Genomic DNA, 23,290 nt, shown 5'->3' on the forward strand with positions numbered 1-23,290 from the left:
CTCGTTATTCGACTGTGAATTTCGCTTCAGCCCAGTTTCCATGGTCTTCTGCGTTACCATCACCTGCGTCTGTAACTACTAATTTCAGCTTCTTTTCCCCTGTTATATCTAGGTCAACTTTCTTTGCTGGGCTGTTATTATACATAATGCCACTCTCATATACGAGTTCTCCATCTAACCATGCTTCAAAGGCAATTGAACCACCGCCTATCTCCTGGTCAACTCCTACGAAGGACTGAAAGCGTGCATAGCCTTTTCCTTCCAAGTCGTAGACGATTTCTGAGTGAGCATGTGTTCCAAGTCCTTTATCATAGGTAACTTCTGATGAACCATCCCATAATCGTAATGGATTTCCTTCAATCGATTTATCCATCTGAATCGATCTCCAGCCAACCGTCGCACTCTTCCATTCCGTATCACTTAAATATAGTTCATCTACAATCTCAAAATTAATTTCATATTTTGCAGATAATAACCCATTGTTTGAAGTGACTTCCACAACCGTTTTGCCTGGAAGTCCTTCTGCTGGTGTTATATCAACTGTAACGTTATCGCCCGTTGGAATCACGTCTACCTGTGGTACTTCGTCAATCGTACCCTTCAGGTAACTAATAGAATACTTGTTTATTTCTGTATTAAAGTTTGCTAAGGATTCACCATTAATTTTGATATTCTTAACTAAGTCATCCGTTACTACACGTTTGCTCAATTCCATTGGAGAATCATTCTTTGAAATTGGCTGCAAACGATAGCTGTAGGCATATGTCTTATCCGCATCTAACGTAAATTCCGGATGTGGTCTTGCCCCCCAGCTGTTATCGCCACCAAGTCCCATTTGATGATAATTTAAGCTGACAAATATGTCTTCCTGTTTTTCCAATTCGTATGGATGTGCGGATGACTCTATATCCTCTTCCGTATAATGAAGTGCATTAACTTCCATCAACGGTAAGCCGGTAGCCATTATACCAATTCCTTTCTTATTGGTAAAGGTTACCCAGCGTACATCCGTTTTGTTTCCAGTTTCCTGTGGTTCGACATATGGGAAAAATTGGTCGCCCACTGTACTGCTGTATACACCAACAGGATAGCCGGTTTTACGGTCCCAGTAGTTGCTTTCGGGCCCGCGCCCATACCAATCCATTTGTTCAAACTCTTCTGGAATGGTTAATTCCATTCCTATAGCCGGGATTTCTGGTAAACTTTCTCCAGCTTCTAATGTACTTTTCACAACTATTTCACCTGTTCCATATACAATATATGCTATTTGGAACTCAGATTCATTTGTCGTCGGTAAGGTGCCGGTTACATTTATTCGAACAGCATTTTCTCCGTATTTCGTTACCTCAACATCTGTCACAGTTCTGTTTTCACCAGCATCCCTCCATGTACCCGAAATTCGAGGCATGCCGTATCCGTTATCATTATCAATTGGAGCTCTCCAGTAATCAGGTACCGGTCCACTCTTAATTAATTTTGTTTTCTTGTATGTGAAGGATGTGATGGTACCTTTAGCTTTATTAAAGTTCAGCTTAAAGTCTGTTCCGTCAACGGAAATAACAGAGTCTCCATCCTCTACATTAATTTCAGGCAACCCTGATATCTCTTCTGGTTGTACATGTGGAACATCGTACTGCACTTCAAATTGTTCGTATGCAATCTCATGACCTTTAGAGGCCCATTTTGTGTCTTCTTTCAACGTAAAACTAATATCTAAAAAGTACTCTGCACCTGCTTTCAACGTTGGCTCCTCCATTGGAACTGTTATTTCTTCTGTTGATAATGGATTAACATTTAATTCATCTATTTTTCCTTTCTGAATCACTTTACCGTCTCGTTTTAATTCCCAATGAGCATCAAATGCATTCAAGTTTGTAAACAGGAATTCATTTTTCAACTCGATGACACCATTCTTTACATCTACAGCATGAACTTCGATTTCTTGATATACTTTTTTAACTTCTTTTAGTTCCGGTTGAACTGTCCGATCTGCGGAAACCAGACCATTTGCCATGAAGTTATCGTCATTTGGGTTATCCCCCCAATCCCCTCCATATGCGTGGTAAAATCCCTTATTTTTGCCAGGTATAGGTTCAAGTAGAGTTTGATTAACCCAGTCCCAAATAAATCCACCTTGTAAATTATCATATTTATCGATGACATCCCAATATTGATAGAGATTACCGACACTGTTCCCCATCCCATGAGCATATTCACACAAAATAAAAGGTTTTTCATTTCCAGATTTCCCATAAGCTTCGACACTTGAAACAGAGGGATACATGACACTTTCCATGTCGGCCCAGCGGTCGTCTCCTTCATAGTGAATGATCCTGGTTGGATCTAATTCACGTGCTAACTCAGCCATATGTTTGAAGGTCGTACCAGTTCCTGCTTCATTTCCTAATGACCAGATCAATACCGATGGGTGGTTCTTGTCACGTTCAACCATGCTTTCCATACGATCAAGTGATGCTGGAAGCCATTGTGGATCACTTTTAGGTAGTTGCCATCTGATTCCATGGGACTCCAGGTTTGCTTCGTCTATAATATAGAGCCCGTATTCATCAGCTAAATCATACCACTCTGTTTGATTCGGATAGTGTGACGTACGAACTGCGTTAATATTGTGCTTCTTCATCAATTTAATGTCTTGGATCATGCGTTCTCTCGAAACCGTTCGTCCATCTACCGGATCCATTTCATGACGGTTAACACCTTTAAATGTGATCGGTTTACCGTTTAGTTTCATTTGACCATCTTTAACCTTAAATTCCCGGAATCCCACTCTTGTACTTGTTGTTTCTGTGATGTTGCCATTTTTATCTTTTAGTGCTAAAACAAGTGTATAAAGGTTCGGTCGTTCAGCCGACCATTTTTTTGGGTTCTCAATTAACTGCTCTTTTTTAACAGATATTTTTGTTTTTCCGTTAAAATCAATTGCAGTTTTTAAAGACTCTTCTAATACCTTTTTGTTATCCTCATCGTACAAATACATTTCTACAGTTTGATCACTGGATTCTTTTTCTTCATGTTTTGTTAATTCAACATCGACATTTAACTCAGCATCTTCATAATTCTTATCGAGATTGGTTTGTACCGCAAGATCACGCATGTGAACGTTAGGGGTAGAATAGAGGTGAACGTCTCTAAATATTCCGCTTAAACGAACCATATCCTGGTCTTCCATCCAGCTTCCATCTGACCAGCGATATACCTCAACGGAAATAGTATTTGTCCCTTCTCGGTTAATGTATTCCGAAATATCGAATTCGGCAGGTGTAAAGCTGTCTTCACTGTAGCCAACTTTTTGACCATTCACCCATACGTAAAAGGCTGACTCCACTCCTTGAAATGAAACATAAACCGGATCCCCATTCCAGTTCCCGGGTACTGTAAAATTCTTTTTATAGGAGCCAACAGGATTATAAATGGTTGGTGCTTTTGGCGGTTCCGGGCTTTCATAGCCTGTCCACGGATATGTGATATTTGTATAGATTGGGTAGTCATATCCCTCAAGCTGCCAGCTGGATGGAACCTTAATTTTGTCCCAATCAGTCACATCATAATCTTCTTTATAGAAATCTTTTGGTCTTTCTTCAGGGTTATCAGACAAGTGAAAACGCCATTTACCATTCAGCGTTTTATAAAACTTAGACTTGGTTTCATTGTCTTTTATTGCAGATTTGATATTTTTATAGTGCATAATAGAAGCATGTGCAGGCTCTCGGTTCACCTCAAAGATTTCTGGGTTGTTATTCCATTCTGGATAGCCTTCATCTGCTGTTGCAGAAGGGGTGATCATTAGAAAACCTAAAGAGAAAAAACCAACTAACGACACAATACCTAGCATTTTTTTTAACATCCAATTTCTCCTCTCAATAAGGTAACTTAAATAATCCCACAAAATTTAAACGCTTACATTATTCCCTCCTTTATTAGTTAATTTAATTAAGTAACTTCTCATTATTATAGATTTTTAATCCAGTTCCTTCAAGTAAATTTCTGAAAGTTCGTACTTTTGTACTGGGAAAATTAGGAGTATTACTAAATACCCATGGAAATTGTTTCGTCTGGATTAATCTAATCCTTTAACTCTCTGGTTAGGTTTTCGAGTTCTCATTCAATTTCAATTTTCTGATTCCCCTGAATAAGCAGTTCTTATGTGATTCCCAGCAATAGTTAAGAAATTTATTATTACTATTTAACATGTTACTATCATGAAACAGGATAGAAGAATTCCTCCAAAAGCAGCGATACAGCTCCTAACAGCGTTGCATCTTCTCCTAAATTGGTTACCACTACCTCAGTCTTCTTTGCCTCCGGAGTAAGTATTCGCTCTTCAATCGTTTGATGAATGGCAGGTAGAATATATGCTTGGCTTTTCATAACTCCACCGCCCAACACAATTTTCCTTGGATTAACTAAATGAATAAGATTCGTTAGACCTATACCGATAATCATTCCTGTTTCCTGTAATATACCCACATATGCTGTGTTACCGGATTTGGCTAATTCAAATACAACTTCCGCTGTTGGCGTGATCGGGTTGGCCATATCTTCTATCTTTTTGCGTGCACGTTCAGCAATGGCCGAACCAGTCGCAAAGGTTTGAAGGCAACCGCGATTGCCGCAATCACACACTTCCCCATTAATATCAATTGTCATATGGCCAATTTCACCAGCTATATCTTGTGCGCCATGAAATAGTTTTCCATTAACAACCATACCGGCACCAACTCCACGCCCCAAGTTCACTGCAACCATACTGTCCAACTCACCATGTCCTCCAAACCATGCTTCTCCTTGCGCCATAGCCCGGGCATCGTTTTCTACTTTAATCATTACATTAAATTCCGTTTCTAATTCATCTTTAATAGGAATGTTGGTAAGCTTTAAATTCGGCGCTATGAGAGATGTTCCTTTTGATACATTTACAACTCCATGCATAGCTATCCCAATTCCCATAATTTCGGGGTCTTCGATGGTAATTTCATTAATAACATCACGTATAGACTTTTTTAAAATCGAAATAAACTGATCATTCGATATTGGAAGGGACAGTTTGGCTGAAGACCGATTCACAATATTTCCTGCAAAATCCGTAAGAATACATTCAATTCTCTTAGGACCGGCGTCAACTCCAACAATGTAGAAAGCTTTACTATTAATGTGAAGCATCGTTGGCTTTCTGCCACCCATAGATCGTCCACTTTCAGTCTCAATTACAATACCTTGACCAATTAACTCTTTAACAATACTACTTACTGTTGGTGGTGTGAGTTTAGTGTCTTTTGCGATTTGCGCACGAGAAATCGGCTCGTGCGTTCTTATCTTATTTAATATAATTGACTTATTCACTGATTTCATCAACCTAAATGAGCCTCGCTGCATCGTAAATCCCCCGTACAATAGTTATTTTTTCTTATTATATCATGTATCAGCCTTTGGTAATCTAAATAGCTTAAACGTAAAAATCTATATTAATAACTACACTGACTTATGTAAAGATAAGAATCACCCCCTCTCCAATATCAAAGATTATTTACTTTAATTAGTTTTTATTGAATATTCCAGCTAAATCTTTTATAATTAACTTAGTTAAATTAATTAATTAAGTTAGCAGCTGGGTTTTTACTTGTAAACATTTTTAGAAAACATGACGTATCTCCAATCCTTAGTTGCACTTATACAGTAAGAAAGGATATATACTTTTTCATGAAAATACCTCTCTAACTTGATTTTAGCGGACACAGGAGACGCTATTTCTATATAAAAGTAATCTTTTCGATGTTATCCGGACACAGAAGCCCTTATTTCACATATATCATGGTTATTTGACTGTATTTGTGTGAAATAAGGTCCCTGGTGTCCGCAAACACCACCATTTTCGTGAATTTCTGCCAAATAAGGTCTCTGATGTCCGCGAAAACTCAAATTTGCTATATGAAAAATAATTTTCATGATAGATGGTGATTGCCCATTCGGCAGCCATGCTGGTTTCTTATCTGCTAACAATAAACATATACCGTTTCAGTATCCATAAAATACTTGGAGGTTACTTATGAACACAAATGAACTAACCAACCAATTCCAATCCATCTTCCATACAACTGAAATACCGCTTATCTTCTTCGCCCCTGGCAGAATCAACCTAATCGGTGAGCATACTGATTATAACGGTGGCCATGTTTTTCCAGCAGCCATTTCCTTTGGCACATATGCACTTGCCAGAATACGAGATGATCAAAAATTGCGGTTTTATTCGCTGAATTTTCCTGAGATAAATATAATAGAATGTGAACTTACAGATCTCTCCTACCAAGAGATACATAGTTGGGCAAACTACCCGAAAGGCATGATTAAGATATTGCGGGAACATGGGCATGCCATTATGACTGGGATGGATATCTTATTTTACGGAAACATCCCTAATGGGGCTGGCCTCTCCTCCTCTGCTTCCATCGAAATGGTGACAGGAGCGCTTTTAGAGGAGTACTACCACCTTGATATTAATCGTGTTACTATGGCTCAGCTTGGGCAAAAGGTGGAAAATGACTATATTGGTGTGAACAGTGGGATAATGGATCAGTTTGCAATTGGTATGGGGAAAAAAGACCATGCCATTCTATTAAACTGTCAGACATTGGAATACCGTTATGCCCCAATTCATCTTGATAATCATGCTATTATCATTATCAATACCAATAAGCAGCGAACATTAGCTGGCTCAAGCTACAATGAACGACGCAGACAATGTGAAGAGGCACTTGCCGATATGCAGACAGAACTTTCAATTAACAGTCTTGGTGAACTATCCAATGAACAGTTTCAAAGGTACCAGCATCTAATTACCGATAACATTAACCTCAAGCGCGCCAAACATGCAGTATTTGAAAATAGTCGAACCAAAGAAGCACTTGATCAGCTACAGCAAGGAAACCTGGAACGGTTCGGTAAATTGATGAATGCATCCCATCTTTCTTTACAGCAGGATTATGAAGTAACAGGACGTGAACTTGATACCCTTGTTGATGCTATATGGGAGCAGGATGGCGTTCTCGGTGCCCGCATGACCGGCGCTGGATTTGGTGGGTGTGCCATTGCCATTGTGGAAAAAGATAGAATAGGAGATTTTAAGGGAAATGTAAATAATATATATCGAAACGCCGTCGGATATGATGCAACATTTTACACAGCATCAATATCCGATGGTGCTAAACAATTGGAAAAAGGAGTGATAGAATGAGTGTTTTAGTATTGGGCGGAGCCGGTTATATTGGGTCCCATGCAGTATATCAGCTGATGGAAAAGGGTCGAGATGTTGTAGTGGTTGATAGTCTTGAAACCGGTCATCAGGAGGCTATTCATCCAGAGGCTACCTTCTATCAGGGTGATATTCGCGAGATCACCTTTTTACGAGAAGTTTTTAAAAAAGAATCCATAGATGCAGTAATCCATTTTGCCGCAAATTCACTTGTTGGCGAATCTATGGATAAGCCATTGAAGTACTTTGATAATAATGTTTATGGTACACAGATTTTATTAAAGGTTATGGTGGAGCACGATGTGAAGCATATCGTGTTTTCTTCCACCGCCGCAACCTATGGCGAACCGGAAACTGTGCCTATCACTGAATCAATGCCAACAATTCCAACGAATGCTTATGGTGAAACGAAACTAACGATGGAAAAACTGATGAAATGGACGTCACAGTCACACCGAATCAGCTATGCTTCCCTCCGTTACTTCAATGTTGCAGGTGCCAAACAATCAGCAGTAATCGGCGAAGATCATCGCCCGGAAACACATCTTGTTCCAATTATTTTACAAGCGGCCCTTGGTCAGCGTGAACATATTACTATTTTCGGAGAAGATTATGACACCCCTGATGGCACATGCATTCGCGACTATGTTCATGTTGATGATTTGATTAACGCCCACCTGCTCGCATTGGACTATCTGGAAAATGGTGGCAAGAGCGATATTTTCAACATTGGAAGCAGTCAGGGATTTTCTGTCAAAGAAATGATCGATGCCGCAAGAAAAGTAACCGGCAAAAAGATTCCTGCTTTAACTGGGCCGCGTCGTACTGGTGATCCAAGCACCTTAATCGCAAGCTCGGAAAAGGCAAGACAGATTCTTGGCTGGATACCAAAACGCACCTTCATCCAGCAAATTATGGAGGATGCATGGAGATGGCATTCCACTCATCCGGATGGCTATAAATCGGATGTGAAAGCATAATGATCTATGAGCAAATTTCCAGTCTGATTGAGAAGGCTATTGAAGCAGAACTTATCGAACAGGTAGATCGTATATATGTCCGTAATCAGGTTATGCACCAGCTGGGATTGCCTTCTTTTCCAGAAGACAAGCACGCCTCTACTAATAACTCCATTCCCGACTTACTTGAAGATATTATTTCCTGGGCGATAGAGCAAGATGTAATTGAAGATGTTTTTGATGACAAGGAAATCTTAACAGCGAATATAATGAATTGCTTTGTAGCAAGACCATCAGTTATCAATCACAACTTTTATACAAAATATGAGCAATCACCAATTGCAGCGACCGATTATTTCTATCACCTAAGCAAATACAGTAATTACATTCAGGTGAATCGAATCCGGAAGAACATCCATTTTAAAATAGACAACGATTATGGCGTATTCGATATTACAGTCAACTTATCCAAACCGGAAAAGGACCCTGAGCAAATTAAACGTGAACGAAAAATGAAGCAAACTGTACATTACCCTAAATGCCTTCTTTGTGTGGAAAACGAAGGCTATACTGGAAGGACGGGACATCCAGCCCGAGCAAATCATCGGGTGATTCAAGTACCTATTTTAGGTGAGAATTGGTATCTGCAATATTCGCCATATGTCTATTATAATGAGCACAGTATTTTACTTGCAGAAGAGCACCGTAATATGAAAATTGATAAGCATACCTTTGCACGACTGTTATCATTCATAGAAAAATTCCCACACTATTTTATTGGCTCAAATGCAGATTTACCAATCGTTGGCGGGTCAATTTTAAGTCATGATCATTATCAAGCAGGACGGTATCAATTTGCCATGACCAATGCAGAACATGTCCATAACTTTAAATTGAAAAGTTTCACTGACGTATCTGCATCTATTTTAAAATGGCCATTATCTGTTATTCGTCTAAAAAGTAATGATCAAGAAAAACTGACAGAAGCAGCCGATTATATTTTACAGATATGGAAAACTTACTCAGACAAGGATGCAAAGATTCTTGATTTTACAGGAGAAACACCACATAACACGATCACTCCAATAGCTAGAGTGCGTGATGGCTCATTTGAGATTGATCTGGTATTACGAAACAATCGTACAACAGAAGAACATCCAATGGGGATATTCCACCCACATGAAGATGTACACCACATCAAGAAAGAAAACATAGGACTAATTGAAGTGATGGGTCTTGCTGTACTACCTGCCAGATTAAAGGAAGAACTTAGTGATTTAAAGAAGTTTCTACTTGGTGAACCGACTAACGTAGCAGCACATCATCAGGAATGGGCCGCTTCGCTGCAGGATAAGTATGGTACCATGACTGACTCCGATAAGGTAGATGATTTGGTAGAAAAGGAACTTGGGAAGAAGTTTACAAGAGTATTAGAAGATGCCGGTGTCTTTAAACAAACGGAAGCAGGAAAGGATGCCTTTAAACGGTTTATTTCGGCATTGAATGGATAGTAATTTATAGCACAAATGATTATAAAACGCTTTATTCAAACTTTAAATAAAAGGAAATGAGCACTTAATGAATATTACATCAAAAAACATTAATCCTGAAGAAAATATAACATGGCAGCTCTACACGCTTTCCAACGATAATCAAATGGAAGTAAGCTTTCTTAATTATGGAGGAGCAATAACAGAAATACGAACTCCAGACCGGAATGGGAAAGTTGAGAATGTAGTTCTGGGTTATAAGGATTACCGGAATTACATAGCTAATCCTACCTTTTTTGGAGCCATTATCGGTCGTGTCGCGGGAAGAATAAAAGATGCCACATTTAACGTAGATAACCAATCATTTTCGTTAACTGCTAATGATGGTGAAAATCATTTGCATGGTGGAGCAACAGCATTTCATCAATCTGTTTGGGAGGCTACCCCTTTTGAAACAGAAACAACGATTGGTGTGAAGCTTTCACATAAAAGCCCAGACGGGGATGATGGTTATCCTGGGAATATCCATGTTGAAGTTATCTATGAATTAAACAATCAGAATGAGTTTACGATCACATATGATGCAACAACAGATAGAACGACACCACTGGCACTCACAAACCATACATATTTTAATTTAAGTGGAGATTTGAAGGGTACAATAGAAAATCACAATGTAACGATAGGAAGCAGCCAATTTGCAGAATTAGATGAATATCTCATCCCAACAGGCAAAAAACTTAATGTTAAGAACACCCCATTTGACTTTACGTCAGGCCGAAAAATTAAACACGGAATTCACTCTAATCATTTGCAAAATAATTTAGTCGGAAATGGATATGATCATTACTTTCTTTTTGGAGATCCCAAATCAGATATCGCTGTAACAGAGGAAGAAAGTGGACGCACCTTAATTGTCTATACAGATGAACCAGGAATGGTTATGTATACATCCAATAACCTGGACACTGGCCTTGAGCTTAACGAAGGAATTTCAGAAAGGTATTTGGGACTTTGCTTAGAGACACAAAGGCACCCAGCATCCCTCATATATGGCGATTTTCCATCAATACTTTTACATCCTGAAGAAAGATATCATTCAAAAACCAGATTTAAATTCGGGTAGGAGTGGTGCCTGTCATCTCTCATTTTTGGGCGAAGAATATTATATAATAAGGATAAAGAAAAGGATTTCAGCCATAGTTAGCTGAACTCCCTTTCTTTATATTACCCAAGTTGTCTATTGCCACTTTCTTACTAAATAAGCACTATTTTGGTTGAGGATACTGAATACAGTCTCAGATATTAACCCTTTCTCCCTCTCATCTGCAAGCTTTTGCATGAATTTCTCCATATGGAAAATGGCTTTTTCAGTATTATCCCGATCATCGAAATGAATCACTGAATCTAATTGTACTTGTAATGATCTAGCAGCACCGTAATTTTCAAACTCTTCTTCTTGTTCAAAATCACCAATAAGATTCCGCATCTCATTTAAACTATAATCCATCATTGCCCAATAGGAAGGTTTTACATTGAAATCTGGCTCAAATACAAATGGTGCGTCTTTCCCAACCCCATTATTGTAATCTTCAGCACGATCATCAAGCCATGTATGGTCATCAGCAATACCCCAGAATGTAACGTTGCTGATTTTATCATCTAATTCCTCATAAAGCTCAAATAACTGATTATACCGCTCTGCTTGATCAAGCAGACGTCCACTCGCTAGAATCTCATTATAATCTGCAAAAGCAGGTGTTGGCGGCCATCCATAGAGGCTGACATCTAACTCTGTAATTTGATTGTCCAACCCTAAACTAGCAAACATGTTGATAGATTCTCTTGTATCTTCAATTGAAGGCCACCCGATTTGGATATGTGCCTGATGTCCTACTCCATCAATCGGAACCCCTTGGTCCAGTAAACCTTTTATCAAATCATACAGATAGTCTCTTTTTGGTTCTACTTCGGTATTATAATCATTAATAAATAACTTGGCATCTTCTGCGGCATATTTTCTCGTAGTCTCAAAAGCTTTCTTAATATAGTCTGTTCCAGTAATCTGATACCATTTTGATTCACGTAAGCCTCTGTCATTAGATGCATAAGGATCAATTGTTTCATTGACAACATCCCAGGCATCCACTTCATCCTTATAGCGTTTTACAATGGTCTTGATATGCGTTTCCAGACGTTCTAGTAAAATCTTCTTATTTCGTTCTCGTTGTTCAGGATCTGTTTCATCTACCATTGGATTTCCTTCCTCATCCAGGAAAAACCATTCAGGTACCTGACTATGCCAAACAAGCGTATGGAAGCGCAAATCCATGTCATTTTCTTTGGCAAACTGAACAATCTTATCTGCTTCTTCAAAGTTAAAATTTCCTTCTTCAGGCTGAATATTGATAGGCTTCATCACATTCTCGGCAACAATGCTGTTATAATGGTGCTTCAATACATCTCCATGAATTCCTTCCAGCTGATACGGTTCAACAGCAGCTCCAATAGGAAAGGAATCTTCATACCTTTTTTCAAGTGGCATTACCTCTAAAGCACTTTTTGATTCATACTCCTCCTCTGCATTAACTACGCTTGTCCCTGCAGGAAATAATAATGACAAAGCTAACCCTGTAGCAACTGTTATTCCTAGAACTTTTAACATCAAACATTCCCCTTTCCAGTAATTTTTTTCGACAATCCCCGACTTATCTTCACTTATCTGTAATAGAATCCCCCCTTCAGTAAATTGATGCTATTAGAATCTGTTTGCTAAAGTTTGATGCTCTTTAACCCTCGAAGCCAATATAAAATGCTACATAGTGAAAAATATTTAACCTTTTCTCTAGTTCTAAAGATGGTAGAGCGAGCGCTTAGATTTGTTCCAGCAGAATACTATGCTTTCCATGGGCGCAATCTCAGCCTCCTCAAAACTTGATATTTGCAGTCCTTAATGGCAAATGCCTTAGTTGCACTTATCAGTACGAAAGGATTTAATTTTCTTAGCTGCAAAGTGTTCCCATAGGAGTCTACGTATTCTGCCTTCAATGGTATAGATTTCTTGATTCGAGACTAAAGTGTTCACTATGACAAAGAAGCAGCGTCACAATAAGCATTGCTTAATCCCCAGGATAAACTCCCGCGGAAAGCGTAATGTATTTCCGTAGCGATAGCATAGCACTCAGCTATTTTTTTAAGTTAATTCGCATTTTCAGAAACAACAACCTTTCAGAAAACAGCCTTTACATATTAAAAAGACCACCTCAAATAGCGTTGAACACTTCTAAGATAGTCTTTTTTTAGTGAGTATATTTTATTTGCGAAATTCTAAAAGTTCTTCATTTATTTTTTTCGTCTGTCCATATATTTCCTGATATATACCGAATAACTTCTTATAGATTTCAACTTTATCCCCATCCGGAATAAACTCTTTATCTACTTGTAAAAAATTAGCCGCACAATCGCTTAATAAATCAAACCAGCCACATCCGTATGCCGCTAACATTGCCGCTCCCATTCCAGGGCCTTGCTCACTTGAAAGCTTAATGATTCTGGCATCGAAAATATCAGCCTGCATTTGTAACCAGACATCATTTTTCGCCCCACCACCAATTGAAACAATAGAATCTATCATCTTTCCATTATTTCGGAAAAAGTTGATCGATTCATTTAAGGAAAAAGTGATTCCCTCGAGAACAGCTCGAACAAAATCCCTTCGCTGATGCGAGCCATCCATGCCGATAAAACTTGCCCGAATCGCAGCATCTGCATGAGGAGTTCTTTCTCCTGCCAAATAAGGTGTGAACAACAAGCCATTAGATCCAATAGGAACAGAATCCACTTCAGCTACTAAATCCTCAAACGACTCATCCTTGGCAAAGACATCTTTAAACCAACTGAGACTATACCCTGCTGAAAGGGTAACACCCATTGTATAAAAAGCATTAGGAGCTCCATGATTAAAGTAATGAACTTTACCTTGAAAATCTTTGTTACCACTATCTTCATAGGAAAGAACAACACCAGAAGTACCAATACTGCAAAGGGTTTTTCCATCCTCCAGAATTCCTGATCCAATGGCACCACAGGCATTGTCTGCGCCACCGGCAAATACGCTTGTCGATTTCGATAGACCAGTAATCCCAGCAACTTCAGCACTTAGCTTACCTGTTTCAGCATGTGACTCAACTAATGGAGCGCACAGCTTTGGATCAATGTCCACTAAGTTACAAATTTCTGTACTCCATTCTTTCTTACCTATATCCAATAACAATGTGCCTGCTGCATCAGAAAGTTCCATATGCAGTTGACCTGTCAATTTATAGCGCAGATAATCTTTTGGTAAAACAAATTTCTTCGCCTTCTTAAACAATGCTGGTTCATGTTCTTTCACCCATAACAGCTTTGGTAATGTGAATCCTTCCAGTGCAGGGTTTTTCGCTATATCTAGCAACCGATCTTCCCCAACAGTATTATAAATCTGCTGACATTGTTCAGTCGTACGCGTATCATTCCAGAGAATAGCGTTGCGTAATACTTCATTATTTTCATCAAGCAAAACTAAACCGTGCATTTGTCCCGCAAAACTAATACCTTCAATTTCTTGAGGGTTGATATTGCTATCCGTCAACAATTCGGATAGCCCTGCAACCGTCTGATCCACCCATACTTGAGGATCCTGTTCACTGTACCCTGTTTTTTCCTGAATTAAAGGGTATTCCTTTGAGACCTCATATACGACTTCACTTTTTTTGTTAACCAGTAAAATTTTCACCGCACTGGTTCCTAAGTCGATACCAATTACATATTTCATAGCATTACTCCCCAGCATAAGCTTTTAATAAGTATTGATTTAACGTTGCTTTAATTTGTTCCAGGCGTCCGGATTGATTATTGATTTCGGATAATCCTAAAGCATGATCCTCGAGTTTATGAAAATCAGTTTTCCCTTGAACAACATCCAAACCGATACCTTCCTTGTAGCTGCTATATCTGTTTTCAACAATATCGTCAAGTACGTTATCATCAATTAGTTTTTGCGCTACTTTTAACCCGACTGCGAAGCTATCCATCCCGGCGATGTGAGCATGGAATAAATCTTCCGGCTCAAATGAACCTCTTCTAACTTTTGCATCAAAATTTAATCCGCCACGGCCTAGACCTCCATTTTTAATAACTTCATACATCGCTAATGTTGTAGCATGCAGATCTGTTGGAAATTCATCTGTATCCCAGCCTAACAATGGATGCCCTTGGTTCGCATCAACTGATCCTAACATATTATTAATACGTGCATAATTAAGTTCGTGTTCAAAAGTATGCCCAGCTAGTGTTGCATGATTTGCTTCGATATTAAATTTAAAATGGTCCTGAAGATCGTAATTTTGTAAAAAAGCAAATCCACTGGCTACATCGAAATCATATTGATGTGTGGTCGGTTCTTTCGGCTTAGGCTCGATTAAAAATTGAGCATCAAAACCTATCTCTTTAGCGTAATCAACAGCCATGTGGAAAAACCTTCCTAAGTTATCCATTTCCAGTTTCATATCTGTGTTAAGAAGCGTTTCATAGCCTTCACGTCCACCCCAGAAAACATAACTTTCTGCACCCAGTTCTTTACCAATTTCCAATCCTTTTTTAACTTTTGCAGCTGAATAGGCAAAGACATCTGCATTATTAGAGGAAGCTGCTCCATGAATAAAACGTGGGTGTGTAAAGTTATTCGCTGTATTCCAAAGCAATTTAGTTTTACTGTCCTTCATGTAATCCTTCATCAGGTCAACAATCGTATCCAGATTCTTATTCGTTTCCCTTAAATTGCTTCCCTCAGGAGCAATATCTACATCATGGAAACAAAAATATGGTACATCCAGTTTTTCAAAGAATTCAAAGGCAGCTTCCAATCTAGCTTTTGCCAAATCCATCCCTTTATAGGTATCCCATGGCCGAACCATCGTGCCTGCACCGAATGGATCGGAACCATCCATTGTAAATGTATGCCAATAGGCAACCCCAAAACGAAGGTATTCCTCTACAGTTTTATCTCCTATTTTTTCTTCTGGATTATAAAACTTAAAAGCGAATGGATTAGTAGAATTCGCTCCTTCGTATTTAATCTGCCTAATGTCTTTAAAAAATGCCATTCTAATAACCTCCCAATAATTTATAATGTTTTAAATGAATATTTTTGAAATCGCATACATCGAACAGTACGATTTGGAATTCTGTAAGTATGTATGTATGTTTTACGTTAATGTAACTGCTTACATAAAAGTATACCAATCCAAAGTTAGTTTGTCTATCACATGAACAAAGTTTATAATAAACATATGATAACCTTCTTCCCCTGAAGAAATGATTAATTTATAATAGATAACATGGAACATCCCAAAAGGAGGATTCCCCATTGAATAGTACAAGTGGCTTTATTTATAGTGTATTAGAATGGTTTACTAGGTTTGCCTACGTAAATTTGCTCTGGATAGTGTTCACCTTAACTGGTGGTATAGTTTTAGGTATCTTCCCGGCTACTGTATCCTTGTTCGCCGTGATAAGAAAATGGCTCTATGGCGATGCAGACATTCCTGTATTTAAATCATTCTGGAATTTTTATAAAAAGGACTTTTTGAAAAGTAATTTGCTTGGCCTGTTTATCAGCGGGTTAGTCACACTTATAGGAATTGACTTTTTATTTATAGAGGTAAATGTAAACGATTTACTTAGGTTAACGTATTTACCCTTGTATATATTTATGTTCCTGTTCCTATTATTCTTTTTTTATATTTTCCCGGCATTTGTTCATTACGATTTAAAATTACCGAAAGTAATCAAGAATGCTTTTCTGGTAATGTTGATTACTCCGCTTCATAGTTTACTAATCATTATAAGTCTCATATCCACTTATTTCATTATGGAAGCAATGCCGGCATTGGCCTTTATATTTGGTGCAAGCATTTATGCATTTATAACGATGTGGCTTTGTCTAAATGCTTTTGCAAAGGTTGAAAAAAAGGGAAAACGTACAAGTAGGTAAAAGAGAATCCAGCGACTCTCCTACGAGAGTTAAGCTGGAGTTTTCTCTACCTTAATTTATTTTTCCTTGTAAATAAAGTAATCAAAATCAGCATGTTTGCTTCGGCCAGATGTATCCTGGCACTGCATGCCAACAAATGCGCCTGTAAAAAATCCTCCCCCTTGAATATAATCATCTGACAATTTATAGGAAGGAAACTGGATTGGGATAACTGTCCAATTTTCACCGTCAAACGAATAAGAATGCTCGTAAATATTTGTCTGAACATCAACTCTGAGGTACATATATTCCACATGCTTTGGTATAACTACTTCGTTGTCATTAAGCGGATGATCAAATGTAAAGTTATAACAGGTCATAAGTTCTAGTATTCTACCTTTCTCTTCGTGCCAGGAAACCTGCAATGATGTCCAGTTCTGTGTATTATAATAATTTACAAGACCTGCAGATTGCTGAAAAGTATCTGGATCGAATGCAACTTTTGTCTCTGCAGTAAATTCAAAGTGCTGCCACCGCCTTGCGACATATGCTTGTGTGAATTTTGATGATAATGATTCTTTCCCATATAAACGTAAATGACCAGGGTTATCTTTTAGCGAGACAGTCTCCTCCCCAAATGGAACACGTAATGTCTGAAAATGAGGATTTAATTTAACGGAATTAAAGTCATCTTTTTCAGGATAATCTTTTTCCCATTTAACTTCTTCTATAGAAGGTCCTTCAATTTCAAGGGATGGCTGATTCCCGCCAACGACATATGGCCAGTCATTTTCCCATTCCATTCGTTGAATTGCCGTTTCTCTGCCAAGCGGACAGAATCCACGCGGATCCAGCAAAGGCTGCTCTTCTCTTGGCAAAGGTCTTCCTGTTAAATGGACTAAAAACCATTCATCTGTGTGCGTTTTAACCATCGAAGCGTGCCCTGACTTCTGCAATTTATTTCTGGGATATGGCCAAGACGTAATCAATGGATTGTCAGGGTGAACTTCATACGGCCCTCTTAAATTCTTTGATCGTGCAATTGTAGCTTGATGATCATATTTTGTACCACCTTCAGCTGTTAACAAGTAGTAATAATCGTTTATTTTATATAAATGAGGCGCTTCTGTTAATTTAATGTCTGTTCCTTTAAAAATAACTTCTGCCTTTCCAACAAGTTTTTGCTCAGTTGCATTATATTCCTGAAGCACAATACCATAGAAATTATGGTTTCCTGAACGATGATCCCAAAGCATATTCGTTAGGTATTTCTTGCCATCGTCATCATGAAATAAAGATGGATCAAACCCTGAACTATTTAAGTGAACCGGCTCTGACCAGTCACCATCAATCGTCTCACATGTGACAAGATAATTGTGACTGTCTTTCCAATTCCCGTCTGTTACTTTGACATCTGTATAAATAAGCCAGAACTTTCCATCACTGTAGGAAAGCGCCGGTGCCCAGATGCCTCCTGAATCAGGATTACCCATCATATTAAGCTGACTCAACCGGTTAAGCGGTCTTGAAATTAATCGCCAATTCTTCAGATCCTTCGAGTGATAAATTCCTACTCCCGGGAACCATTCAAAAGTAGAAACAGCAATATAGTAATCTTCTCCGGCACGACAAATACTTGGATCAGGATTAAATCCTGTTAATATTGGATTTCGAATAATAGCCATTTAAATCCACCTCTACCTCTCTAAAATTATTTATCCTTTTACTGCACTCGCTGAAATCCCTTCGACAATTTTGTTACTGAAGAAGAAAAACGCGATTAAAATCGGTACAATACTGATCACGAGTGTAGCTCCAATCGCGCCCCAGTCAGTCATATATTGCCCAACAAAGTTTTGAATCCCTACCGTTAACGTCTTATATTTGTCTGAACTAATAAAGGTGTTAACAAATACAAATTCATTCCAATTGTAGATCATGTTTATGATAACCGTCGTTGACATTACCGGAATTGTCATCGGTATGATAATACGGAAAAACAGCCGGTTAATAGAGCAGCCATCTATGATCGCAGCCTCCTCAATTTCACGTGGTAAGGTGTAATAAAAACCTAATAATATCATCATCGTTATCGGAAGATTATAAGCAGTATAGGTAATGATAATCGATAATGGGTTATCAATTAAATTGACGGTCAGGAACATTTTAAAAAGTGGTATCAGCGCTGAATGAATTGGTATCATCAAACCGACCATAAATAACCCCAAGACTAACGAACTGAGTTTCCAGCGCATCCGTGTGATAGCGAAAGTAGCCATACTTGCTAATAAAACAGTTAGAAAAATAGCCACGACCGTATACCAAACACTATTGAGAAAATAAATTCCAATATCACTTTGCCAAACCTTAATGTAGTTTTCCCATTTAGGATCCTGCGGGAGGGTGAGTGGAGACCCGCCGAAAATTTCCCTAGTATCCTTTAAAGAAAACAGAACAAGCCATACCAACGGGAAAATTTGAAAGACCGCTACTACCCCTAGGCAAAAATAAAGAATTAAATATCCTATTCGATTCATGTAATTAACCTCCTTCTAGTACTGTACTTCATCATCGGTAGCAGTTAACTTACGGATGAATACAGTAACAATAAGTGTAATGATTAGTAATAAGAAGCCGATGGCACTCCCGTAGCCAAAGTCAGAGACTGAAAAGGCTAATTTGTACATATAAGAGGCCATAACTTCACTTGCTCCACTTGGACCTCCGCCAGTCATAACATAGATTAAGTCAAAATATTTTAATGACCCGACAATAGCTAATACAATAGTTACCTTTATAACCCCCATTATAAGAGGCAATTTTACTTTATAGGCTATCTGCAAAGGAGAAGCGCCATCAATTTTGGCTGCTTCAATTAGTGATTCAGGGATATTTTTAAGAGCAGCATAATAAATCAATATATAGAAGCCTGCATACTGCCATAAGATTGGAATAAAGATTGCATACAGTACAACATCAGGATTTCCCAGCCAAACTGGTGGATTATCTATACCTATTGATCCTAAAATATTGTTTAAAATGCCATTCGCTGGGTTGTAAATCTTTATCCATAGTTGAGCAATTGCTACAGAAGATAAAAGCATTGGTATTAAATATATTTTCCTAAGAAGACCAGCACCTTTTATCTTCGAGGCCAAAATAAGAGATATTGCTAAGTAAATTACTAAACTCAGTGTAGAAAAGGCAGCCAGTAAGAAGGAGTGCATTGCACTATCCCAAAACTTGTCATCTTGTAATGCATTAATATAGTTTTCTAGACCAATAAATTGCATCTCACCGATTCCATCCCACTCCATTAAGCCATAATAGCCTGTTAGAATTAATGGTATGTAGATTAATACAGCAATCAGCAGAAGTGCAGGAAGGATATATAATGCAATCATTAGCTTGTTAGACATAACTTTATTCAAAACCTTCACCCCCAAATGATTGTATATAAGGCGCTAAAACTAAAATAAAACCATGAGCCTCATATATTTTGCCAAACTTCATTGTAACCGTTTTCTTTTTCAACTTTTAAAAAACTTTAATAAGTATGTCCTTACTAAAGTGCAATTTTAGAATATCAAAATACGAGCTGTTTGTCTAGTGGATAAACAAAGTTTTATATCAATTTTTTCTAATTCAATAAACTTGTAAGCTAGCAGTGCTATTATAGCAGATTACTATGATCCTATTTCTTCACCAAAAAAATAAGGCTGTCGAGTTTCTATCGACAGCCTGTGGACATTTTACTTATATTCTATTCACCTTCAGCAAGCGCTTCTTCTTGTAGTTCGGTAAACTTCTCTGGTGTTATTTCCCCGCCAAACAACGATTGAATAGCATCTAAGTGAACCTGCGCTACATCGGGATCCATTTGAACATCTGCGAATAGTGTAATATTTTCCGCCGCGCTTAATTCATCCAGTACATTAATATACATTTCAGGAAGGTCAACAGAACTCGTATCTACTTTAGTTGCTGGTATAACCCCAGCCTTTGTCACAGCCTGTTGTCCCCACTGTTCAACAAAGTAAGAAGCAAATTCTTTAGATTCCGTTTTAACCTCTGAATTTTCTGCTACAAATAATCCAACTCCTGGTCCACCAACCCAGCTGTTTAAGCTTCCTTGCCCATTAACAGTTGGGAAGTTAAAGAAACCAACTGAATCTCTAAACTCTTGTGGTACATCTTCGTTTGTTGTGTAGTTAGGCAAATCCCATGAACCGATTAAATACATTGCAGCTTGCCCATTCATAAACAAACTTTTAGCCTCCTGGTCAGCAAGAGCATTATAGCCTTCATTAAATGCATTCATATCTGTTAGGTTTTGTATCTCTTTCGCTGCTTTTACAAGAGCAGGATCTTCAAAAGAGCCGGAACGGTTAATTGCATTAGTTAAAGTTTCTGCACCACCAATACGGTCAGCGAGGTACATGTACCATAGTGAACCAGTCCATCGATCTTTATTTCCTAAAGCAATAGGTGCAACATCATTTTTTCGTAATGTATCAACAACGTTTTTGAATTCTTCATATGTCTTCGGAACTTCCAGGCCATTCTCTTCAAATATTGCCTTATTATAGAAAATAGGTGCGATATTTAATTCCAATGGAAGTCCATACGTGTTTCCCTCAATTGCATATGCTTCGGTTGTTCCAGGTACAAAGTTTTCCTGTAATCCACTGTCTAACACATCATTTAAAGGGGCAAACATTTCTCCTTCAACATAAGGCTTTAAAAACCCTGCCGCCCATGTCATCCCTACATCCGGTAGTTCTCCGGAAGCCGAAAGTACCTTCAGTTTTTCCTTGTATTGCTCATTACCTAAAATCTCCAATTCTACTTTGACACCAGGATTATCCTCTTCGTACTGACTTACAATTTTATTTACAATTTCGTAGTGGTCTTTTGAACTGCCTTCTGGCCATAAATGCATAAACTCAATCGTCTTTTCAGCGCCTTCAGCTTCATCACTACTATCTCCGTCTCCACCTTCATCTCCAGAACAAGCTGCAAGCACCAACATTACTAAAGCCAGTAAAGCAAATAAAAATACTGATTTCTTCTTCAACATATTTATACCCCCTCGTATTTGTAAACGCTTTCTAAATTCCATGTGTATAGAATAGCAAATAAATCATCGTTTGTCTACTGAATAAACAAAGTTTATAATAATAATTAGCTGTCGATAATAGTTAATATAAAGGGTACGTTTTTTATAACTAGTTTGAATGGTGTTATACTATTAAAAAACGTTCTAAGTAAATGAAGCGTAATATAATAAAATATCATGTGAAAAAGGAGAACACGGTAATTATGGGGTTAAATCAAACTTGGAATCAATTCGTCGTTAAAAAAGGAAACAAATCATTAGTGCTGCATACAATTAAGGTTAAATCACCAAGTTCACGTGCAGACGTTGCTCATACAACTGGGCTTAATAAGGGAACCGTATCGTCTTTGGTAAATGAACTGCTTCAAGAACAGTTGATTACCGAGTCAGGCCCAGGGCAATCAAGTGGTGGCAGAAGACCAGTCATGCTACATTTCAACCAAATTGCCGGTTTCTCAATTGGTATAGATTTAGGTGTTAATTACTTACTTGGAACATTAACCGATCTGCAGGGAAACATTTGCTATGAAAAGAAAATCTACTATAGCCAATTGTCGTATGAGGAAATAGAAAAACGGCTCTTTGAAGTAATTGATTATTTATCCGCTTGTTCACCTGAAAGTCCATATGGAATTGTTGGAATTGGTATAGGTGTACCAGGCACAGTAAGTACCAACGGTGAAGTATTATTAGCACCAAATTTAGGCTGGAAAAATGTAGACTTAAAAACAATTATAGAAGACAAATATGATGTGCCTGTAACGATTGAAAACGAAGCAAATGCTGGTGCTTACGGAGAAAAGAAATTTGGGGTAGGGAAAAACGCTGATAACATCATTTATATTAGTGCAGGTATTGGAATTGGAGTAGGCCTAATTCTTAACGGAAAACTATTTAAAGGCAGCAAAGGCTTTTCAGGTGAATTAGGACACATGACAATTCAAGCGAATGGACTTAAATGCCGCTGTGGTAATGAGGGGTGCTGGGAATTATACGCATCTGAACAAGCTTTATTGAATGAGGCTAAACAATTGGGTATACAGCCAAAAGGAAATGATGAACTAACACTCGAGGATATTAATGAACTAGCTGAGATTAATAATCCGGATGCTATCAAGCTATTCGAAAAGATTGGGGATTATTTGGGAATCGGTGTGAACAATATTATAAATATCTTTAACCCAGACCAGATCATTATCGGTAACCGGATAGCAACCTCAGAAAAGTGGCTTAAGAAAACCCTGGAAAATAGAATGAAAACCCATACGTTATGGTATCAGCATAGTGATTTAAATATTTACTTTTCGGAATTGAACATCCACTCTACTGCACTTGGAGTTGCTGCTATAACTGCAGAGAAGTTTTTAAATGTAAATTTCGAGAAAAAAGCACTAGAAGCATAAAGGTAAACATGTAACCCTAATTTGTTAAAACTCCGACAAA

At 38.1% G+C, this 23,290-nt stretch carries 16 protein-coding genes; 6 read left to right on the plus strand and 10 right to left on the minus strand.

Translation table 11 applies throughout. From position 1 onward, the window contains the following. Positions 1-4: 4 nt before the first annotated feature. The 3 genes from ACTWQM_RS02000 to ACTWQM_RS02010 all read right to left on the minus strand — a co-directional run bounded on the left by ACTWQM_RS02000 (position 5) and on the right by ACTWQM_RS02010 (position 6,018). A complete protein-coding gene (locus tag ACTWQM_RS02000) occupies positions 5-3,865 on the minus strand; it encodes a glycoside hydrolase family 2 TIM barrel-domain containing protein (RefSeq protein WP_443256488.1) in 3,861 nt (1,286 codons plus the stop codon). Between the two features lie 353 nt (positions 3,866-4,218). Beyond that, positions 4,219-5,394: an ROK family protein gene (locus ACTWQM_RS02005; RefSeq protein ID WP_443256489.1), complete on the minus strand. Its 1,176-nt coding sequence runs from the start codon at positions 5,392-5,394 to the stop codon at positions 4,219-4,221. A gap of 399 nt (positions 5,395-5,793) precedes the next feature. Further along, a complete protein-coding gene (locus tag ACTWQM_RS02010) occupies positions 5,794-6,018 on the minus strand; it encodes a hypothetical protein (RefSeq protein ID WP_443256490.1) in 225 nt (74 codons plus the stop codon). Positions 6,019-6,064: 46 nt separating this feature from the next. Between ACTWQM_RS02010 and ACTWQM_RS02015 the strand changes: the two genes are divergently transcribed. The 4 genes from ACTWQM_RS02015 to ACTWQM_RS02030 all read left to right on the plus strand — a co-directional run bounded on the left by ACTWQM_RS02015 (position 6,065) and on the right by ACTWQM_RS02030 (position 10,842). Further along, positions 6,065-7,249 (plus strand): galactokinase, encoded by a 1,185-nt coding sequence (locus ACTWQM_RS02015; protein ID WP_443256491.1) that lies wholly within the window; start codon positions 6,065-6,067, stop codon positions 7,247-7,249. Further along, positions 7,246-8,247 (plus strand): UDP-glucose 4-epimerase GalE, encoded by a 1,002-nt coding sequence (gene galE, locus ACTWQM_RS02020; protein WP_443256492.1) that lies wholly within the window; start codon positions 7,246-7,248, stop codon positions 8,245-8,247. Before ACTWQM_RS02015 ends, galE begins: the two co-directional genes overlap by 4 nt. Further along, positions 8,247-9,737: a UDP-glucose--hexose-1-phosphate uridylyltransferase gene (galT, locus tag ACTWQM_RS02025; RefSeq protein WP_443256493.1), complete on the plus strand. Its 1,491-nt coding sequence runs from the start codon at positions 8,247-8,249 to the stop codon at positions 9,735-9,737. Before galE ends, galT begins: the two co-directional genes overlap by 1 nt. 67 nt (positions 9,738-9,804) lie before the next feature. Continuing rightward, on the plus strand, positions 9,805-10,842 hold the full coding sequence (locus ACTWQM_RS02030; RefSeq protein ID WP_443256494.1) for an aldose epimerase family protein: 1,038 nt from the start codon (positions 9,805-9,807) through the stop codon (positions 10,840-10,842). A 114-nt stretch (positions 10,843-10,956) separates the two neighbouring features. Here ACTWQM_RS02030 and ACTWQM_RS02035 read toward each other — a convergent pair whose 3' ends face one another. The 3 genes from ACTWQM_RS02035 to xylA form a co-directional block, all read right to left on the minus strand. Beyond that, positions 10,957-12,381 carry an endo-1,4-beta-xylanase gene (locus tag ACTWQM_RS02035; RefSeq protein ID WP_443256495.1) on the minus strand — a complete coding sequence of 475 codons (1,425 nt, stop codon included), beginning with the start codon at positions 12,379-12,381 and terminating at the stop codon, positions 10,957-10,959. 648 nt (positions 12,382-13,029) lie between these two features. Then, the gene (gene xylB, locus ACTWQM_RS02040; RefSeq protein ID WP_443256496.1) at positions 13,030-14,529 is read right to left on the minus strand and encodes a xylulokinase; all 1,500 of its coding nucleotides are present in this window, start codon (positions 14,527-14,529) and stop codon (positions 13,030-13,032) included. Between the two features lie 4 nt (positions 14,530-14,533). Then, positions 14,534-15,859 carry a xylose isomerase gene (xylA, locus tag ACTWQM_RS02045; RefSeq protein WP_443256497.1) on the minus strand — a complete coding sequence of 442 codons (1,326 nt, stop codon included), beginning with the start codon at positions 15,857-15,859 and terminating at the stop codon, positions 14,534-14,536. Positions 15,860-16,122: 263 nt separating this feature from the next. Here xylA and ACTWQM_RS02050 point away from each other — a divergent pair, with 263 nt between their 5' ends. After that, a complete protein-coding gene (locus ACTWQM_RS02050) occupies positions 16,123-16,749 on the plus strand; it encodes a YesL family protein (RefSeq protein ID WP_443256498.1) in 627 nt (208 codons plus the stop codon). A 56-nt stretch (positions 16,750-16,805) separates the two neighbouring features. Here the strand turns inward: ACTWQM_RS02050 and ACTWQM_RS02055 are convergent, their stop codons facing one another. From ACTWQM_RS02055 to ACTWQM_RS02070, 4 genes are all read right to left on the minus strand, one after another. Then, positions 16,806-18,413 (minus strand): glycoside hydrolase family 43 protein, encoded by a 1,608-nt coding sequence (locus ACTWQM_RS02055; RefSeq protein ID WP_443256499.1) that lies wholly within the window; start codon positions 18,411-18,413, stop codon positions 16,806-16,808. A 30-nt stretch (positions 18,414-18,443) separates the two neighbouring features. Next, a complete protein-coding gene (locus tag ACTWQM_RS02060; RefSeq protein WP_443256500.1) occupies positions 18,444-19,265 on the minus strand; it encodes a carbohydrate ABC transporter permease in 822 nt (273 codons plus the stop codon). Between the two features lie 15 nt (positions 19,266-19,280). Further along, complete coding sequence (locus ACTWQM_RS02065) at positions 19,281-20,159, minus strand: carbohydrate ABC transporter permease (RefSeq protein WP_443256501.1); 879 nt, start codon at positions 20,157-20,159, stop codon at positions 19,281-19,283. Between the two features lie 332 nt (positions 20,160-20,491). Further along, on the minus strand, positions 20,492-21,808 hold the full coding sequence (locus ACTWQM_RS02070) for an extracellular solute-binding protein (RefSeq protein ID WP_443256502.1): 1,317 nt from the start codon (positions 21,806-21,808) through the stop codon (positions 20,492-20,494). Between the two features lie 242 nt (positions 21,809-22,050). Here ACTWQM_RS02070 and ACTWQM_RS02075 point away from each other — a divergent pair, with 242 nt between their 5' ends. After that, positions 22,051-23,250: an ROK family protein gene (locus ACTWQM_RS02075; protein WP_443256503.1), complete on the plus strand. Its 1,200-nt coding sequence runs from the start codon at positions 22,051-22,053 to the stop codon at positions 23,248-23,250. The last annotated feature ends 40 nt before the right edge of the window (positions 23,251-23,290 follow it).

Origin of the sequence: Virgibacillus sp. L01 (genome assembly GCF_052246775.1) — a bacterium.
GTDB lineage: Bacteria > Bacillota > Bacilli > Bacillales > Amphibacillaceae > Lentibacillus.

What these genes read in the sequence shown, in the direction of transcription:
- ACTWQM_RS02055 (WP_443256499.1), bottom strand. Translation starts at nt 18,413, where the DNA reads ATGGCTATTATTCGAAATCCAATATTAACAGGATTTAATCCTGATCCA.
- ACTWQM_RS02000 (WP_443256488.1), bottom strand. Translation starts at nt 3,865, where the DNA reads ATGTTAAAAAAAATGCTAGGTATTGTGTCGTTAGTTGGTTTTTTCTCT.
- ACTWQM_RS02060 (WP_443256500.1), bottom strand. Translation starts at nt 19,265, where the DNA reads ATGAATCGAATAGGATATTTAATTCTTTATTTTTGCCTAGGGGTAGTA.
- galT (WP_443256493.1), top strand. Translation starts at nt 8,247, where the DNA reads ATGATCTATGAGCAAATTTCCAGTCTGATTGAGAAGGCTATTGAAGCA.
- ACTWQM_RS02035 (WP_443256495.1), bottom strand. Translation starts at nt 12,381, where the DNA reads ATGTTAAAAGTTCTAGGAATAACAGTTGCTACAGGGTTAGCTTTGTCA.
- ACTWQM_RS02075 (WP_443256503.1), top strand. Translation starts at nt 22,051, where the DNA reads ATGGGGTTAAATCAAACTTGGAATCAATTCGTCGTTAAAAAAGGAAAC.
- ACTWQM_RS02070 (WP_443256502.1), bottom strand. Translation starts at nt 21,808, where the DNA reads ATGTTGAAGAAGAAATCAGTATTTTTATTTGCTTTACTGGCTTTAGTA.
- galE (WP_443256492.1), top strand. Translation starts at nt 7,246, where the DNA reads ATGAGTGTTTTAGTATTGGGCGGAGCCGGTTATATTGGGTCCCATGCA.
- ACTWQM_RS02005 (WP_443256489.1), bottom strand. Translation starts at nt 5,394, where the DNA reads ATGCAGCGAGGCTCATTTAGGTTGATGAAATCAGTGAATAAGTCAATT.
- xylB (WP_443256496.1), bottom strand. Translation starts at nt 14,529, where the DNA reads ATGAAATATGTAATTGGTATCGACTTAGGAACCAGTGCGGTGAAAATT.
- ACTWQM_RS02015 (WP_443256491.1), top strand. Translation starts at nt 6,065, where the DNA reads ATGAACACAAATGAACTAACCAACCAATTCCAATCCATCTTCCATACA.
- xylA (WP_443256497.1), bottom strand. Translation starts at nt 15,859, where the DNA reads ATGGCATTTTTTAAAGACATTAGGCAGATTAAATACGAAGGAGCGAAT.
- ACTWQM_RS02030 (WP_443256494.1), top strand. Translation starts at nt 9,805, where the DNA reads ATGAATATTACATCAAAAAACATTAATCCTGAAGAAAATATAACATGG.